Source organism: Xanthobacter nonsaccharivorans (genome assembly GCF_043194755.2).
Taxonomy (GTDB): domain Bacteria; phylum Pseudomonadota; class Alphaproteobacteria; order Rhizobiales; family Xanthobacteraceae; genus Xanthobacter; species Xanthobacter autotrophicus_G.
The window spans coordinates 2,319,357-2,335,602 of the sequence record NZ_CM195526.1; the positions used below are offsets into that span (position 1 = coordinate 2,319,357).

The following is a 16,246-nucleotide window of genomic DNA, read 5'->3' on the forward strand; positions in this document are numbered from 1 at the left end:
GACGAACCAACATGGGGAGTGAAGGCCTGGCGGGACCCATCGCCGTCATCGGCGACGTGATGGTGGACCGCTATATCGTCGGCTCGGTCAACCGCATCTCGCCCGAGGCGCCGGTGCCGGTGCTGGTGCACGGCAACGAGCGCATCGTGCCCGGCGGCGCGGCCAATGTGGCGGCCAATGCGGCGGCGCTGGGCGCCCGCGTGGTGCTGGTCGGCCTCGTGGGGGCGGATGCGGAGGCGGCCCAGCTCGCCGGGACGCTCGCCGCCTATCCTGGCATCGACCTCTCCTGCCTTGTGGCGGACGGGGAGCGGCCCACCATCACCAAGACCCGCGTCATGAGCGGGCGGCAGCAGATCGTCCGCATCGATGCCGAGACGCTGGCGCCGCCGGCGGAGGAGACGGTCGCGCGCCTGCTTGCGGCAGTGGAGGCGGCGGTGGCCGCGAGCACGGTGGTGGTGCTCTCCGATTATGCCAAGGGCGTGCTGTCCGATGCCGTCATCGCGGCGGCGGTCTCGGCGGCGAACGCGAAGGGCGTGCCGGTGATCGTCGATCCCAAGCGCCGCACCTTCGAGGCCTACCGGGGCGCCACCCTCGTCACCCCCAACCGGCAGGAGCTCGCCGCCGCCACCGGCCTGCCGGACACCACCGATGCGGAAGCCGCCATCGCGGCCGAGGCGGCGGGGCGGCAGTTCGGCGGCGATGTGCTCGTCACCCGCGCCGAGAAGGGCATGACCCTGTGGCGGCGCGACGGGCGGGTGAGCCATGTGCCGGCCCAGGCCCGGGAGGTGTTCGACGTTTCCGGCGCGGGCGATACGGCGCTGGCGGCGCTGGCGGTGTCGCTGGCATCCGGCCATTCGCTCGAGACGTCCATGCATTTCGCCAATGCGGCGGCGGCGGTGGCGGTGGGCAAGATCGGCACCGCGGTCGTGACGCGGGCCGAATTGAACGCCGCGCTCGACGCCAGCGTGCCCACGGGGGCCGAGCCCGGCGCGCTGCTCGATCCGGACCGGGCGGCCACCGTCATCGCTTCCTGGCAGGCGGCCGGGGCGAGGGTGGTGTTCACCAACGGCTGTTTCGATCTGGTGCACCCCGGCCATGTCTCCTTGCTGGAGGCGGCGGCGCGGGAGGGCGACCGGCTGGTGGTGGCGCTGAACACTGACGCATCGGTGCGGCGCCTGAAGGGTGAGAGCCGCCCGGTGCAGGACGAGGCGGCGCGCGCCCGTGTCATCGGCGCGCTGCGCTGCGTGGACCTGGTGGTGCTGTTCGAGGAGGACACGCCGCTTCAGATCATCACCGCCCTCGGCCCGGACGTGCTGGTGAAGGGCGCGGACTATCGCGAGGACCAGGTGGTGGGCGCGGAGGTGGTGAAGGCCCGTGGCGGGCGTGTCGCGCTCATCCCGCTGGTGGAGGGGCGCTCCACCACGGCGCTGGTGAAGAAGGCGAGGGGCTAGGTGAGCCTTGCGCAGTACTTGAAGTGCGCGCCGAAAGATGAGTCGGTGCAGAGTCTTGCGTGGATCTGCTGAAGTGATGCGCGAATCGCGGATCGAGCTGCCGGAGGCACAAGCCTCCTGCGTTTGCGCCGCGGCTGCCGCTGGGGGCGCAAGGGGGTGCCCCACCCGTGGGAAGACAACGATGGCAAACCTTTGTGCTGGCCTCTTCCGGACCGTTCCGGAGCCGGTCGCTTGAACGGCGGCCTCGTCCTCGTGCTCGGTGGCGCGCGCTCCGGCAAGAGCCGGTTTGCGGAAGCACTGCTGGAGCGTGAGCCGGAACCGCGGGCCTATATCGCCACGGCGGAGAAAGCCTTCGGCGGCATTCCGGATCCGGAGATGGAAGCGCGCATCGCGCTGCATCGCGCCCGCCGCGGCGCCGGCTGGGAGACGTTCGAGGCGCCGCTCGACCTCGCCGGCCTCCTCGCCACCCTGCCGCCCGAGCGGCCGGTGCTGGTGGATTGCCTGACGCTCTGGCTCACCAACCACCTCCTCGCCGAAAATGATCTCGACGCCGAGGTGGACGCCTTCGAAGCCGCACTGGCGGCGCGGCCGGGCCTTACCGTTTGCGTCGCCAACGAGGTGGGCTTCGGCATCGTGCCGGACAATGCGCTGGCCCGGCGCTTCCGCGACGCGGCGGGGCTCCTCAACCAGCGCCTCGCCCGCAAGGCGCGCCGGGTGGTGCTGGTGGTGGCCGGCCTGCCCCTGACCTTGAAGGACGAGACACCATGAGCGGCCCTGCCGACACCCCACCCGCAGCCGGCACCGTGGACGAGGCGGAGGCCGCCCGCCACCGCGCCAAGATGGAGAAGCGCAAGGCGGTGCAGGACCGGGAGGTGGCGGAGAAGACCATGGAGAAAGGCCTTCTCATCGTCCACACCGGCCCCGGCAAGGGCAAGAGCACCGCCGCCTTCGGCCTCGCCCTGCGCATGCTGGGGCGGGGCGGGCGCGTGGGTGTCGTGCAGTTCATCAAGGGCGCGTGGCAGACCGGCGAGCAGGAGGCCTTCCGGGCCTTCGGCGACCGGGTGTCCTGGCACACCATGGGCGAGGGCTTCACCTGGGAGACGCAGGACCTCGTGCGCGACAAGGCCGCCGCCGCCCGCGCCTTCGCCAAGGCCTGTGACCTGATGGCGGACGAGAGCATCGACCTGCTCGTGCTCGACGAGCTGAACATCGCGCTTCGCTACGATTACCTCGATCTCGCCGAGGTGGTGGCGGTCCTCCAGGCGCGCCGGCCCGGTCTGCACGTGGTGGTCACGGGCCGCAATGCCAAGCCGGAACTTCTGGCCGCAGCCGATCTCGTCACAGAGATGGGCCTGGTGAAGCACCATTTCTCGGCCGGCGTGAAGGCGCAGGCCGGCATCGAGTTCTAAGGCGGGGGGCGGGGGGAATGGCGCGCGCGCTCATGTTCCAGGGCACGGGGTCGGACGTGGGCAAGTCGCTCCTCGTCGCCGGGCTCGCCCGCGCCTTCACGCTGCGCGGGCTGAAGGTGCGGCCGTTCAAGCCGCAGAACATGTCCAACAACGCGGCGGTGACGGCGGACGGCGGCGAGATCGGCCGGGCCCAGGCGCTGCAGGCGCGGGCGGCGAAGGTGCTCCTCAGCGTCCATATGAACCCGGTGCTGCTGAAGCCCCAGGGTGAGACCGGAGCCCAGGTGGTGGTGCAGGGGCGCGTCCACGCCACTGCGAAGGCTGCGGCCTACCAGGGGATGAAGCCTTCGCTGATGCCCTATGTGCTGGACAGCTTCGGCCGGCTCAGGGACGAGGCCGACTTGGTGCTGGTGGAAGGGGCGGGCAGCGCCTCCGAGGTGAATTTGCGGGCCGGCGATATCGCCAACATGGGCTTCGCCCGTGCGGCGGGCGTGCCGGTGGTGCTGATCGGCGACATCGACCGGGGCGGCGTCATCGCCAGCCTCGTGGGCACCAAGGCGGTGGTGGACCCGGAGGATGCCGCCCTGATCCGCGGCTTCGTGGTGAACCGCTTCCGCGGCGACCCGTCCTTGTTCGCCGCCGGCATGGAGACGATCGCGCGGGCGACCGGATGGACGGCGCTGGGCCTCGTGCCCCATTTCGCCGAGGCCGTGCGCCTGCCGGCGGAGGATGCGCTGGCGCTGGCGGCCTCGCCGCCGGCGAAGGCAGGGGCGCGGATCACCATCGCCGTGCCGATCCTGCCCCACGTGTCCAATTTCGATGATCTTGATCCGCTGGACGCCGAGCCCGCCGTGGAGGTGCGCCGCATCCGCCCCCACGAGACCCTGCCGCAGCAGACCGACCTGGTGCTGCTCCTCGGCTCCAAGGCCACCATCGCGGATCTGGCGGCGCTGAAGGCGCAGGGGCTGCATCACGACATCCTCGCCTTCGCCCGGCGCGGGGGGCGGGTGCTGGGCCTGTGCGGCGGCTACCAGATGCTGGGCGAGACCATCGCCGACCCGGATGGCATCGAGGGAGAGCCGAAGATCGCCCGCGGGCTGGGGCTGCTGAAGGTGCACACCGTGCTCTCCGGCGAGAAGCGGCTGGAGGAGGTGAGCGGCACGGCCGCCGGCGCGCCGGTCTCGGGCTACGAGATGCACATGGGCGTCACGCAGGGGGCCGATTGCGCGCGCCCCTTCCTCTCCATCGGCGCGCGCGCAGAAGGCGCCCGGTCCACTGACGGGCGCATCGCCGGCACCTACGTGCACGGGCTGTTCGCCTCCGATGCCTTCAGGAGCGCGTTCCTGCGCAGCCTCGGCGGCGCGGACGCAGAGACCACCTACGAGGCCCGCGTGGAGGAGACGCTGGACCGCCTGGCCGCCCATCTCGAGGCCCACCTGGACCTCGACCTTCTGCTCACGCTGGCCAGATGAAGGGCACGGCCGCCCCGGCCAGGACGATGAGGACCAGCAGCGCATCGGCGCGCCGGTAGAGGCGCAGGGCGGCGCGGATGTCCGCCGCGGTCGCCTCGCGCCGGCCGTTCCCCATGTAGGCGTCCTCGGTGAAGACGCCGCCATAGACCTTCGGGCCGTTGAGCTTCAGCCCCAGCGCCCCGGCCATGGCCGCTTCCGACCAGCCGGCATTGGGCGAGCGGTGGCGCGGCGCATCGCGCAGCATGGCGGTGTGTGCGGCGCGCGCGTCGGCGCCGGGGGAAAGGGCGGCGGCGGTGATCAGCAGCATGCCGGCGAGGCGGGAGGCTGGCAGGTTGACGTAATCGTCGGCGCGCGCCGACGCCCAGCCGAAGGCGGCGTGGCGCTCGTTGAGGTGGCCGATCATGCTGTCGGCGGTGTTCAGCGCCTTGTAGGCGGCGCCACCTGCGAGACCGCCCACGCACATCCACAGCACCGGCGCGACCACGCCGTCGGAGAAATTCTCGGCGAGGCTCTCGATGGCGGCACGGGCGACGCCCGCCTCGTCCAGCGTCTCCGGGTCCCGCCCGACGATATGGCTGACGGCGGTGCGGGCCGCGGGAAGGCTGCCGGTGTCCAGAGCATCGGCGACCCGGGCCACATGCCAATGGAGCGAGCGCTGGGCAACGAGCGTGCTGCCGATGAGGCCGACGGCGAGGAGGCCGAAGGGCAGGGGCCGCAGCAGCGCCTCGATGGCGAAGGCGGGCACGGCCGCCGCCAGCACGATGACGCAGGCGGCGAGAACGCCCAGCACACGGCGCCGTCCGGCGGAAAATCCGGGCCGGTTGAGCCCGTGGTCGAGGAGGACGATGAGGCGGCCGATCCAGATCACCGGATGGCCGATGCGCCGCACCAGCGCGGCCGGATAGCCCAGCAGCGCCTCCAGAACCATGGCGAGCGCCGCAACCTCGAACGCCATCCTGCCGCCCCCTTCTTCGTCCACGCTTATTCTGAAGACGCGCCGGCCGGCCCGCGCCGGGCTGAGGGCCGAACAAGGCGTTCTCCGCCTTGGCGGTCACGCCGAAAGCCCCGGCTCCCGAGAGCCCTTCCGGCGGGTATGGGCTCTAGGGGAAAACCGCTCCGGCCTTTGATCACAGAACCGTGATCGGAGGTCCGGGAACCCAATTGGTCCCTGCGATAGACCTTGCTGCAATGCAATATTCATTTCGCAGGAATCAAAAAAGCATGTTAGCGTAATGTCTTCTAGCGGCTTGCCTAATGTGCGGGCAATTCGGGAAAGTGCATTGATGACGCTGCTGAAGCCTCGCCCCCCTGTGTTCGACGACGTGCTGCATGAGCCCGTGGCGCCCGTCGTGCCCGAGAACATGCGTGTCTATGCGATCGGGGATGTGCACGGCCGGCTGGATCTTCTGACCACGCTTCAGGAGCATATCGACGAGGACATGGGGACCAATCCGGGGCCCAACTGCATCGAGGTCTATCTCGGCGACTACGTGGACCGCGGGGCCCAGTCCGCCGGCGTGATCGACGCGCTCAGGGAGCGGATGCGGAAGCGCCGGGTGGTCTGCCTTTCCGGCAACCACGAATCAATGATGCTGGACGCGTTTGTCTCGCAGGACGCCTTCCCCCACTGGCTCCGCGTCGGTGGGCTGGAGACGGTGTTCTCCTACATCACGCCGACTCCGGGGCTCGACGAGGCCCAGATGTGGAAGAGCTGGCGCGAGGCGGTTCCCCCCGCGCATGTCGCCTTCCTGCAGCAGCTCCACTCCCATTTCGTCTGCGGCAACTATGCCTTCGTGCACGCCGGGCTGCGGCCGGGCGTGCCGCTGGAGCTGCAGCGGCGCGAGGACATGATGTGGATCCGCCGGGAGTTCCTGGATTGCCCGGACTGGTTCGGCCACTGCGTGGTGCACGGCCACACGCCCATTCGGGAAGCCGAGGTGCTGAGCAACCGGATCAACATCGACACCGGTGCCTATGCGACAGGTCATCTCACCTGCCTGATTCTCGAAGGCGCGGACCGGTACCTGATCGCCACGTGATGCGGCGCACAAACGCAAACTTCTGAAAATGCATCCATTTTGAAACGGATATGGCCCGGCCCCAGATTTTACCGCCGGACCAAAATCATTAACACATAGTAAATTGAGGTATTTTAGTACGATACCACCTGTTGCGAAGATGATACAAGGCCCCGCAAATGCCGATGGGCGCGTGATTCCCCAAGGTTTGCGAATTCCCCACTGAGCCGCCGCATGGTAATGCCGTGGGTGTGATTTAGCTGGGGTTAATCTTGTGCATACTTCACGGAAGACCTGGCTCTCGGGCCTAAAGATCGCTGGTTGCATTGCGGTGGCCGCGGTTCTTTCAGGCTGCAATCTGCTGCCCGCCTCGGGGCCCTATAGCGTCGAAGTACGCAATCCCCAGACGCAGGACACGGACGGGGTCGGCTACAAGCTGGTGCCGATGACGTCGAACGTCGTGAAGGTTCTCGCCCAGCTGGACTCGCAGGGCCTGATCGGCACCTTCCGCAACGACCGCGGGCCCATTCCGGACGTGAAGATCGGCATCGGCGACCTCGTCGGCGTGTCCATCTTCGAGGCCTCGTCGGGCGGTCTGTTCATCCCGGCCGAGGCGGCCTCCCGCGCCGGTAACTTCGTCGACATCCCGGTCCAGCAGGTGGACAGCAACGGCAACATCTCCGTGCCCTATGCGGGGCAGGTGAAGGCCGCGGGCCTGCGGCCCTCCCAGGTGCAGGACACCATCGTCGAGCGCCTGCGCAACCGCGCCATCGAGCCCCAGGCCGTGGTGACGGTGAAGGATCAGCGCTCGAACTCGGTGACCGTGCTCGGCGAGGTGAGCGCGCCCATCAAGTTCCCGCTCACCTCCAACGGCGAGCGCGTGCTCGACGCCATCAGCCGCGCCGGCGCCACGCCGAACAAGGATTACGACATGTTCGTGACCCTGCAGCGCGGCGGGCGCGATGCCACCATCAGCTTCCGCCGCCTGGTGCGCGAGCCGGCCAACAACATCTACCTGCAGCCCAACGACATCCTCTACATCTACGCCCGCGCCCGCACCTACCTGGCGTTCGGCGCGTCCGGCAAGCAGGGCCAGTTCCCCTTCAACGACGACTCCATCAGCCTGAGCGAAGCCATCGGCAAGGCCGAGGGCCTCAACGACGGGCAGGCGGACCCGCAGTCGGTGTTCCTGTTCCGCATCGAGACCCGCGAGACCCTGCGGCGCATGGGCGTGGACGTGGCGGACGTGCAGGAAGAGCGCGTGCCGACCATCTACACCCTCAACCTGCGCGAGCCGACCGGCTTCCTGCTGGCCACCAAGGTGCCCATGCGGAACAAGGACGTGGTCTACATCGCCAACGCCGGTTCCGTGGAGCTCACCAAGTTCCTCAATCTGGTGCTGCTGGGCGCCACGACCGTGGAATCCATGGCCAGCACCAATACCTACCTCTACGGGGCGAACTGACCCGGACGGCGTCCGCCCTCGCATAAGGTACAAGAGGCTCGAAACCGCCCCGGGTGCTCCGGGGCGGTTTTCTTTTTTCGGCCAGCGCGGCCTGCCCGGGGGCGGAGCCGCATGCCCAGGCGTTGGCGCCAGAGCGCGGAGGGGTGCGATGGCCCCGGCCTTTGCGCCGGAGGCCGGGCGCGCTATCGTTTCGGCCTCGCCATATCCACCCGCGTGCGCGCGGAAGAGGTTCGGGCTCGCATGTTCATCGCCTTCTTCGAGGCGCTCAAATCGGCCGGCGTTCCCGTGTCGGTGCGCGAATATCTCACCCTCATGGAGGCCATGGACAAGGACGTGGCCGGCCGGCAGGTGGATGCCTTCTATTATCTGGCCCGCGCCTGCCTGGTGAAGGACGAGCGCCACCTCGACCGCTTCGACCAGGTGTTCGGCCACTGCTTCAAGGGGCTGGAGGCGGTGGCGGCGGACGGACACGCCATCCCCGAGGATTGGCTGCGCAAGCTTGCCGAGAAGCACCTCACCGAGGAGGAGAAGCGGCAGATCGAGGCCCTGGGCGGCCTCGACAAGCTGCTGGAGACCCTGAAGAAGCGCCTCGAGGAGCAGAAGGGACGGCACCAGGGCGGCTCGAAATGGATCGGCACCGCCGGCACCTCGCCCTTCGGCGCCTATGGCTACAATCCCGAGGGCGTCCGCATCGGCCAGGACGGCAACCGCAACTTCCGCGCCGTGAAGGTGTGGGACAAGCGCGAGTTCCGCGACCTCGACGACCAGGTGGACCTCGGCACCCGCAACATCAAGGTGGCCCTGCGCCGCCTGCGCAAGTTCGCCCGCACCGGCGCGGCGGACGAGCTGGACCTCGACGGCACCATCCGCGAGACCGCGCGTCAGGGCTATCTCGACGTGAAGCTGCGCCCGGAGCGGCGCAATGCGGTGAAGGTGCTGCTGTTCCTCGACGTGGGCGGCTCCATGGACTGGCACATCGGCCAGTGCGAGGAGCTGTTCTCCGCCGCGCGCTCCGAGTTCAAGCACCTGGAGCATTTCTACTTCCACAACTGCGTCTATGAGAGCGTGTGGAAATCCAATGCCCGCCGCGCCTCCGAGCGCATCCCGCTCCATGACGTGCTGCACACCTTCGGCAGCGACTACAAGCTGATCTTCGTGGGCGACGCCTCCATGAGCCCTTACGAGATCACCTATGCCAACGGCTCGGTGGAGCATAACAACGAGGAGCCGGGCAAGGTGTGGCTCTCCCGCCTGCTGGCCACCTATCCCCATGCCGTCTGGCTCAATCCGGTGCAGGAAGCGAACTGGGGCTACACCGATTCCATCCGTCTCATCCGCCACATCATGGAAGAGCGCATGTTCCCGCTGACGGTCCAGGGCATCGACGCGGCCATGCGGGAGCTGACGTGAATTCTGCGGAAGGCGGGGCCTCCTATTCCTATCTGCCGCGGCTCGGCGGGGCGGGCGTGCGCCTCACTCTGGGGCCGGGGGTGCTGCTGTTCGCCGTGGGGGCGAAGGAGGGGCGGCTGAGCCTTGCCGATATCATCGAGGTGCGCCTGCGATTCCAGGCGGCCAAGTTCGCCGGCACCGCCTTCGAGATGGAGCTGAGGGGCCGCGACGGAACCCAGCTGAAGATCGGCTCCGCCTCGCGCACCTCGCTCACCGCCGTGCGCGACCAGGGGTCGGCTTATGCCGCCTTCGTGCGCGCCTTCCACGCGGCGCGGGGCGGGGCGGGCGGTGAATGCCGCTACATCGGCGGCTTTCCCGCCTGGCGCTTCCGGCTGATGGCGGTGCTGGGCGTGGCCACGGTCGCCGGGCTCGTCGCGGTGATCGGCTTCGCGCTGTCCGAGCGGCAGTGGAACGCGGCGGTGCTGCTCGCTGCCCTGTCCGCCGCCCTCGCCTGGCCCACGGGACAGATGGTGTGGCGCAACCGGCCCGTGCGCTACAGGCCTGAGGCCGTGCCCGCCCACCTATTGCCGGCGTGAGGCGGCCTCCTTCTCCTCCTCCTCGGCCTTTCGCAGCAGGCCCGTGGCCACGTCCGCGAGGCGGGGCGCGGGCAATGCGGTGAAGGGCAGGGGCCGCGTCACCGCGATGGCGGCAAGGCCGAGCCGCGCGGTGAGCAGCCCGTTCACCACCCCCTCGCCCAGCCGGGCGGACAGGCGGGCGGCGAGGCCCTGGCCGACGATCTGCTGCACCAGCGTATCCCCCGCCGCCATGCCGCCGGTGATGGCGAGATGGCCCACCACGTGCCGCACCAGCCGCAGCATGCCGAGCGCCCCCGGCCGCCCCCCATAAAGCTGGGCGAGGCGGCGCATGAGCGAGACCGCGCTGAACAGCACGAAGGCAAGGTCTACCAGCGCGCGTGGCGACACGGCGGTGACCACGGAGACGTTGCGGGCCGCGTCCGATACCATCTGCCGGGCGCGGGCATCGAGGCCGGCGAGCAGGGTACGCTCGGTGAGCCGCACCAGGTCCGCCCCGTCGATGATGCCGGAGAGATGGCCTTCGAGGTCGGCGCGGGCGCGGGCCAGCGTCGGAGCCGCGGCGGTCAGGCGCAGCATGTCCCGCGCCACGGCCTCGGCCGAGGCGCGGTCGTCGTCGGCGAGGGCGTCGGCGGCGCGTCGGCGGATGTCGTCGAGCTTCGCCAGCCGGGCGAGCCCTCCGAGCTCGCGGCCGAGGATGACCACGCCGGCCAGCACCAGCGCAGCCGTCACCGCGAGGCCCACGTAGCCGAGCCATTCGGCCCGAGCGAACAAATCGTCGATCAGGCGGGAGAGGCCCACATAGGCGGCAAGGCTGGTGACGCCACCCAGCGCCGACCAGAACAGCGCGCCCCAGGACAGGCCGGTGCGCCGGCGCGGCTCCAGCGGCACCGGCAGGGCGGCCTCGGCCTCCACCGGCTCGGGCGGGGCGAGGGTGATGGCCGCCTCGTCGAGGCGGAACACCTGCGGGCGTCGGGGAGAGATGCGCTCGTCGCTCATGGCTGGCACATGGCCCTCAAAAGTGGCGCCGGCAAGCCCTGCTGCCTATGCCAGCCGGTCGCCGAGGAGGAATTGCAGCGCCCGGTCCAGCCGGATGTGCGGCAGCGGGCCGGCGCCGATGCCGGCCGGCGGCCGGAACCGCAGGAAGCGGAAGTCCACGTCCCCGTCGGCCGCCGAGGCAAGGCCGCGGAAGCCCGCGCCGGAGGGATCGAACAGGCTGTCCGGGTCCGCCGGCAGGTCGCCGGGGAAGACGGCCATCTCCTCGGTTCCGTCGAAGACATGGCCGCTGGCCTCCTGCCCGGCTTCCGGGGTGCCGACGATGGCGTCGAGCTCATGGCCGTCGCGCCGCACCCGCGCCTCGCGGGTGGCGCGGATGGCGGCCAGCGCCACCACGTCGAGGGCCGCGCCGCGATCCTGCGCCCGGGCCTTCGCCCGCTCCACCAGGCGGGCGAGGATCGCCTCCAGCCGGTCGTGGCTCTGGCGGTGCAGATGGTCGGCCTTGGTGGCGGCGAACAGCACCTTCTCGATGCGCGGGCGGAAGAGCGTGCTGACGAGGCTGTTCCGCCCGGTGCGGAAGGCGGCGAGGATGCCGTCCAGCGCCCGCTCCAGGTCCGCCAGCGCGGCGGGGCCGGCATTCAGCGCGGCAAGGGTGTCCACCAGCACGATCTGCCGGTCCAGCCGGGCGAAATGGTTGCGGAAGAAGGGCCGTACCACCGCGTTCTTGTAGGCCTCGAACCGTCGCTCCATCATCGCCCCCAGCGTGCCGGCGCGGGGCGCATCCTCGGCCATGTCGAGGGGGGCGAAGGTGAGCGCCGGGGAGCCTTCGAGGTCGCCCGGCATGAGGAAGCGGCCCGGCGGCAGCAGGCTCATGGCCAGCTTCTCGGTCCGGCAGGCGGAAAGATACGCCGTGAAAAGCGCCGCCACCTCCCGTGCCTTCGCTTCGTCGGCGGGGCCGTTCGGCGGGGCGGCGTCGAGCGCCGCCAGCCAGGGCGCGGCCACCAAGGCGCGGGCCGGGGCGCGGGCCAGGGCGAGGCTCTGGCGGGCGAACGCGGCATAGCTCATGTCCAGGAGCGGCAGGTCCAGCAGCCACTCGCCGGGATAGTCCACGAGATCGAGGGTGAGGGTGCGCACGCTGCCGCGGGCCGTCGCGTAACGGATGGCGAGGCGCAGCTCGCTGACCCGCGTGGTGGAGGATGGCCACGCTCGCGCCTGCGCCAGCGTTCGCAGGTGGTCCTCATAGGCGAAGCGCGGCACCGCATCGTCAGGCTGGGGTTGGAGCTCGGCGCTGGCGATGCGGCCGGACTGCATGGCCTCGAACACCGGCAGCCGCCCGCCGCGGGTGAGGGCATGGATCAAGGCGGTTGTGAAGATGGTCTTGCCCGCCCGCGACAGGCCGGTGACGCCGAGGCGCAGGGTGGGATGGGCGAGGCCCTCCACGCGGTCGGCCAAGGTCTTCAGCGCGATGCGCGCATCGTCCACGGCGTCGGCGAAGAGCGCCATTCCTAGTCGCTTCCCGGCAGGTCGCGCGGGGTGACGAAGCGGTCGAGCCGCCCGCTCTCGGGGACGATCGCGCTCCAGTCGTCGATGGGAAGGTCGATGACGGCGAGGCTGCCGGTGGGAAATTTCTCGGCCATCTTCGCAAGATGGGGCGGGGGCCCGCCGGCTGCAAGCAGGTGCGCGATGTCCTCAAGGCCCGGGTTGTGCCCCACCAGCATCACCGAATGGGCCTCGCGCGGCTGGTCCCGCAGCACGGAGAGGAGGCGAGCGGCGGAGGCATCGTAGATGCGCGGCTCGCTTGCCACCACCTTGATCGGAGGCAGCTGGGCGGCCACGAGGTCCCAGGTCTCCCGCGTGCGGCGGGCGGGGGAGACGAGCACCCGGTCCGCCACCAGCTGCTCGCGGGCAATGTAGGCGCCGATCCGTGGCGCCGCGCTGCGGCCACGCGGCGCGAGGGGCCGTTCGGGATCGGCGACCCCGTCCGGCCAGTCGGACTTGGCGTGGCGCAGCAAAATGAGACGGCGCATGGAATCCAAACCGATCAGCGAAAAATGTGCGCCCTTATCGCAGAGGCCGTGTGTGCGGTGCAACGGGCCCGCCCCGCGCCCCAGCGTCACGCCAGGCCGGCCACCGCCGCGGCCGATGCCACGAGAGTGCCGCAAATAAACGGTTTCTCAAGGGCCAGGGGAGACGCTACCGGCGGCGCTGGCGGGATATTTTGGATGAGCGAACAGTTTTCTTCCCGCTCGGGGGCGCAGCAGCTGCCCGCCGAGGGACGGCAGAATGCGGTATCGAAGCGCACGCTCGACTGCGACATCTGCGTGGTCGGCAACGACGTGGCAGGTCTGGTGATGGCCGGCGACCTGGCCTCGCGCGGGCGGGACGTGGTGCTGCTTACCACCGGCGAAGGTGCCCGGCTCTCTCTCGACGGCACGCTGGCGCCCGGCTTCGCCATGCCCACGGAAGAGCTCGTGGCGCGGGTGGGGGAGGCGGATGCGCAGGAGCTGCTCATCCTGTCCGACCATGCGGCCGAGCGCGGGCTGCTGTTCGCGCAGAAGGCGGGCGTCACCGCCGGTCCGCGCGGGCGCCTGACCGTCGCGCGGCCCCATGAGGCTGAAGGCCTGCTGCGCGAGCACGAGCTGCGCCAGAAGCTCGCCCCCGATTCCACGGTGCTGGTGCAGGCTGAGGACGTCGCCGCCCTGCTCGGCACCTCGGCCTACGCGCTGGCGCTGGGCGTGGTGCCGGCGGAGCGCATCGACGCCCAGGCCCTGCGCGCCGCCCTGGAGGAGGCCGCCCGCTCCGCCGGCGTGCGCTTCGTCCCGGCTGACGGCACCGTCGCGGCCGATCTCAACGGCCTGCGCAAATATCTCGATTTCGGCCGTGTCCGCGTGCGGGCGTTCCAGGTGGTGGTCTCCGGCGCGCCGGCCTTCGCGCGGGTTGGCACCGTCCCGTTCCAGACCATTCCCTGGGTGTGCGGCACCTTCCGCGTGCCGGGGCCGGAAGTGCCCTACGCCGGGCTGGTGGACGAGGCGGGGCCCGCCGGGGCGCGCTTCCACTGGACCGGGGACCGCCTCACCTTCGCCGCCATGACCGCGACCACCGCCTTCACCCGCGTGGGCGCGGCGCGGGTCGTGCGCCGGCACGCCAGCGAGATCTACCCGGAGGTGGGCCACAACCTGGTGGAGGGCACCCGGGCGCGCCTGCGCCTGCCGCAGACCGGCGGCATGCCGTTGATCCACGAGGGCGAGCGCGGGGTGTGGTACGCCCTTGCCGCATCGGGCGACGAGCTGACCCATGGCCTGATGGCTGCCGCCCTCATCGTGGGCGCCATCGCCGAGCGCGACGACCGCATCGTGCTGCTCCAGCCGTTCGCCGCCGCCGCCCGCCGCAGCTGGGCCTCGCGGATCGCGCGGTTCGCCGGCTTCTGGCATGCCCGGCTCGCGGCCAAGCTGCAGGGCGAGGCCGCCTCCGCCGCCCCGGAACCTGCCATTGTCGAACCGGCCCCGGCAGACACACCGCCGCAGGAGGCGGCCGCGCCGGAGCCCGTCACGCCCCTTGCGCCTCCTGCCCCGCCGCGCCGCCGGGTGGCGGCGGCCACCGCCGCCTCGCGTCACGCGGCCCGGGCGGCGCTGCACAAGGCGTCGGGCTGGGCTTCGGACGTCGCGGCCCGCGCCGCGGCCGAATCCGCCCGCCGCCGCCGTCCCCGCCGGGAGATGGACGAGGACGGCACCCAGCGCCAGTGAGGTCGGACCCGCGCGGAACCCGAAGCCCCACGGATCCCAGCCCGCGCGGCGCCCGTCAGAGACCGGAGCCGCGGGTGTAGTAGGCCTGCGGCCGCTGGCCTTCCTTGAAATAGCCGAAGAAGGCGGCCGCCAGCCCGGCCTGGGCGAGCAGGCCCGGCATCAGCGCCGCGAAGGCGGAGAGGTCGGCCCCGTCCGGCGAGATGGCGTCGCGGATGGCGAACTGGCTGTAGGTGGAGGCGATCACCCACACAATCAGGAGCCAGGGCGACAGCGAGAGGGCGGCGCGCGCCTTCATCACCGTCAGCAGCACCAGGCTCGCCGCCCACACGAACAGGATGACCTGCGGCACGAGGCCGAGGCGCAGCACCTGCTGGGGCAGACCGGCCCCCGCGAAGGAATCGAACAGCACCGCCTTCGCCCCGCCGACGCCGAGCCCCGCCACCAGCGAGAACAGCCCGGCCAGCGGCAGCGCGGTGATGCCGCAGGCGCACCAGAAGATGATGGCGAGCGGCCCGCCGAGGCGCGCCGGCGCTGGGGCCGCGGGACGATGGGGCGTCGTGGGAACGGTCATTCGGCAAGTCCTGGGTCGGCCGCACCGGCGGCGGAAGGGGAAGCGAAGCGGGCACCGAAATGGTCTTGCCAGCTCAGTTGGCCTTCGGGGAAGGGCAGGCGGCGCGCGGCATGGATGGCCCGCGCCACGGCTCGCGCCAGAACGATGGATGCCAGCCCGCCGAGGCGGGCGAGGTCCGGCAGCGGCGCCTCCAGCGGCCGGCGGCCGGTGGCGAGGGCGAACACCACGTCTCCGTCGAGGGGCGTGTGCACCGGATAAAGCGAGAGGGCGAGCCCATTCTGCGCCATGATGGCGAGCCGGCGCGCCTGCACGGTGGAGAGGATGGCATCGGTGGCCACCACCGCGAGGGTGGTGGCAAAACGCGCGACGCCGCCCTTCAGGTGGGGGTGGGCCGCCTCCTCCTCCGGCAGGGCGGAAGGCAGGCCGAGGCCGCCGAATTCCCCGTGCCGCTCATAGGGCCCGGCGCGGAAATGCGGGCCGGCGCCGAACAGCGGGCTGCCGGCGGCATTCACCGCCACCACCGCGCCCACCACGTGGCCGTCGGCGCCGAGGGCGGAGGCGGAGCCGAGCCCGCCCTTCACCGTCGCCGTGGTGCAGCCGGTGCCCGCGCCCACGGAGCCGAGGGGGAAGTGGAGGCCGTTCGCCTCCGCATCCTCCAGCGCCGTGCGGCCGAGGCGGTGGTAGGGCGGGTGCTCCTCCCAGCCCTTGTCGCCGCCATTGAGCAGGTCGAACAGGATGGCGCCCGGCACGATGGGCACCCGGGCGGGCCCCACCGCAAAGCCGCGCCCGCGCTTCGCCAGGCCTGCCATCACCCCCGAGGCGGCATCGAGGCCGAAGGCGGAGCCGCCGGACAGGCAGACGGCATCCACCCGCTCCACCGTGGCCGCGGGGTCCAGGAGGTCGGTCTCGCGGGTGCCGGGCCCGCCGCCGCGCACATCCACGGCCGCCACCGCCGGCTCCTCGCACAGCACCACCGTCACGCCGGTGCCGATGGCAAGGTCGGTGGCGTTGCCCACGTGGATGCCGGGCACGTCGGTGATGAGATTGCGCACGCTCGGGCCTCCCAGGCGCCCCTTTTAGGCGCAAACGGGGGGCGAAGGCGATGGGGAAGGCAGCGGCGCGGAAGCGGCAGGCCGCGGGGA

The 16,246-nt window shown here is 71.0% G+C and carries 15 protein-coding genes; 9 read left to right on the top strand and 6 right to left on the bottom strand.

Going from position 1 to position 16,246, the window contains the following annotated elements:
• Window positions 1–11 precede the first annotated feature (11 nt).
• From rfaE1 to V5F59_RS10610, 4 genes are all read left to right on the top strand, one after another.
• Window positions 12–1,451: a D-glycero-beta-D-manno-heptose-7-phosphate kinase gene (rfaE1, locus tag V5F59_RS10595; RefSeq protein ID WP_393977117.1), complete on the top strand. Its 1,440-nt coding sequence runs from the start codon at window positions 12–14 to the stop codon at window positions 1,449–1,451.
• Window positions 1,452–1,682: 231 nt separating this feature from the next.
• The gene (gene cobU, locus V5F59_RS10600) at window positions 1,683–2,219 is read left to right on the top strand and encodes a bifunctional adenosylcobinamide kinase/adenosylcobinamide-phosphate guanylyltransferase (protein WP_393977119.1); all 537 of its coding nucleotides are present in this window, start codon (window positions 1,683–1,685) and stop codon (window positions 2,217–2,219) included.
• The gene (gene cobO / locus V5F59_RS10605; protein ID WP_393977121.1) at window positions 2,216–2,860 is read left to right on the top strand and encodes a cob(I)yrinic acid a,c-diamide adenosyltransferase; all 645 of its coding nucleotides are present in this window, start codon (window positions 2,216–2,218) and stop codon (window positions 2,858–2,860) included. The genes cobU and cobO overlap by 4 nt, the downstream gene beginning before the upstream one ends.
• 17 nt (window positions 2,861–2,877) lie before the next feature.
• The gene (locus V5F59_RS10610) at window positions 2,878–4,329 is read left to right on the top strand and encodes a cobyric acid synthase (protein WP_393977123.1); all 1,452 of its coding nucleotides are present in this window, start codon (window positions 2,878–2,880) and stop codon (window positions 4,327–4,329) included.
• On the opposite strand, the gene cbiB is transcribed toward V5F59_RS10610, so the two are convergent.
• On the bottom strand, window positions 4,313–5,284 hold the full coding sequence (cbiB, locus tag V5F59_RS10615; RefSeq protein ID WP_393977125.1) for an adenosylcobinamide-phosphate synthase CbiB: 972 nt from the start codon (window positions 5,282–5,284) through the stop codon (window positions 4,313–4,315). The genes V5F59_RS10610 and cbiB overlap by 17 nt on opposite strands.
• Window positions 5,285–5,612: 328 nt before the next feature.
• Here cbiB and V5F59_RS10620 point away from each other — a divergent pair, with 328 nt between their 5' ends.
• From V5F59_RS10620 to V5F59_RS10635, 4 genes are all read left to right on the top strand, one after another.
• The gene (locus tag V5F59_RS10620; protein WP_393977127.1) at window positions 5,613–6,368 is read left to right on the top strand and encodes a metallophosphoesterase family protein; all 756 of its coding nucleotides are present in this window, start codon (window positions 5,613–5,615) and stop codon (window positions 6,366–6,368) included.
• A gap of 310 nt (window positions 6,369–6,678) precedes the next feature.
• A complete protein-coding gene (locus V5F59_RS10625; RefSeq protein ID WP_393977129.1) occupies window positions 6,679–7,812 on the top strand; it encodes a polysaccharide biosynthesis/export family protein in 1,134 nt (377 codons plus the stop codon).
• A gap of 240 nt (window positions 7,813–8,052) precedes the next feature.
• Window positions 8,053–9,222, top strand: coding sequence for a vWA domain-containing protein (locus V5F59_RS10630; protein WP_393977131.1), 1,170 nt, complete (start codon window positions 8,053–8,055; stop codon window positions 9,220–9,222).
• Window positions 9,219–9,797 (top strand): hypothetical protein, encoded by a 579-nt coding sequence (locus tag V5F59_RS10635; RefSeq protein ID WP_393977133.1) that lies wholly within the window; start codon window positions 9,219–9,221, stop codon window positions 9,795–9,797. Before V5F59_RS10630 ends, V5F59_RS10635 begins: the two co-directional genes overlap by 4 nt.
• Here V5F59_RS10635 and V5F59_RS10640 read toward each other — a convergent pair.
• Genes V5F59_RS10640 through V5F59_RS10650 form a run of 3 tightly spaced genes read right to left on the bottom strand, consistent with a single transcriptional unit; the run spans window position 9,783 to window position 12,817 of the window.
• On the bottom strand, window positions 9,783–10,793 hold the full coding sequence (locus V5F59_RS10640; protein ID WP_393977135.1) for a YcjF family protein: 1,011 nt from the start codon (window positions 10,791–10,793) through the stop codon (window positions 9,783–9,785). The two genes, V5F59_RS10635 and V5F59_RS10640, sit on opposite strands and share 15 nt — an antisense overlap.
• A 45-nt stretch (window positions 10,794–10,838) precedes the next feature.
• Complete coding sequence (locus V5F59_RS10645) at window positions 10,839–12,293, bottom strand: YcjX family GTP-binding protein (protein ID WP_393977137.1); 1,455 nt, start codon at window positions 12,291–12,293, stop codon at window positions 10,839–10,841.
• A 2-nt stretch (window positions 12,294–12,295) separates the two neighbouring features.
• Complete coding sequence (locus tag V5F59_RS10650; protein ID WP_393977139.1) at window positions 12,296–12,817, bottom strand: SixA phosphatase family protein; 522 nt, start codon at window positions 12,815–12,817, stop codon at window positions 12,296–12,298.
• 195 nt (window positions 12,818–13,012) lie between these two features.
• Between V5F59_RS10650 and V5F59_RS10655 the strand changes: the two genes are divergently transcribed.
• Window positions 13,013–14,533, top strand: a complete 1,521-nt coding sequence (locus V5F59_RS10655) for an FAD-binding oxidoreductase/lyase (RefSeq protein ID WP_393977141.1) — start codon at window positions 13,013–13,015, stop codon at window positions 14,531–14,533.
• 55 nt (window positions 14,534–14,588) lie between these two features.
• Here the strand turns inward: V5F59_RS10655 and V5F59_RS10660 are convergent, their stop codons facing one another.
• Both V5F59_RS10660 and V5F59_RS10665 read right to left on the bottom strand, forming a co-directional pair.
• Window positions 14,589–15,104, bottom strand: coding sequence for a hypothetical protein (locus V5F59_RS10660; protein WP_393977143.1), 516 nt, complete (start codon window positions 15,102–15,104; stop codon window positions 14,589–14,591).
• Entirely contained in the window at window positions 15,101–16,156 is a 1,056-nt protein-coding gene (locus V5F59_RS10665) for a P1 family peptidase (RefSeq protein WP_393977145.1), read from the bottom strand. The genes V5F59_RS10660 and V5F59_RS10665 overlap by 4 nt, the downstream gene beginning before the upstream one ends.
• Between the last annotated feature and the right edge of the window lie 90 nt (window positions 16,157–16,246).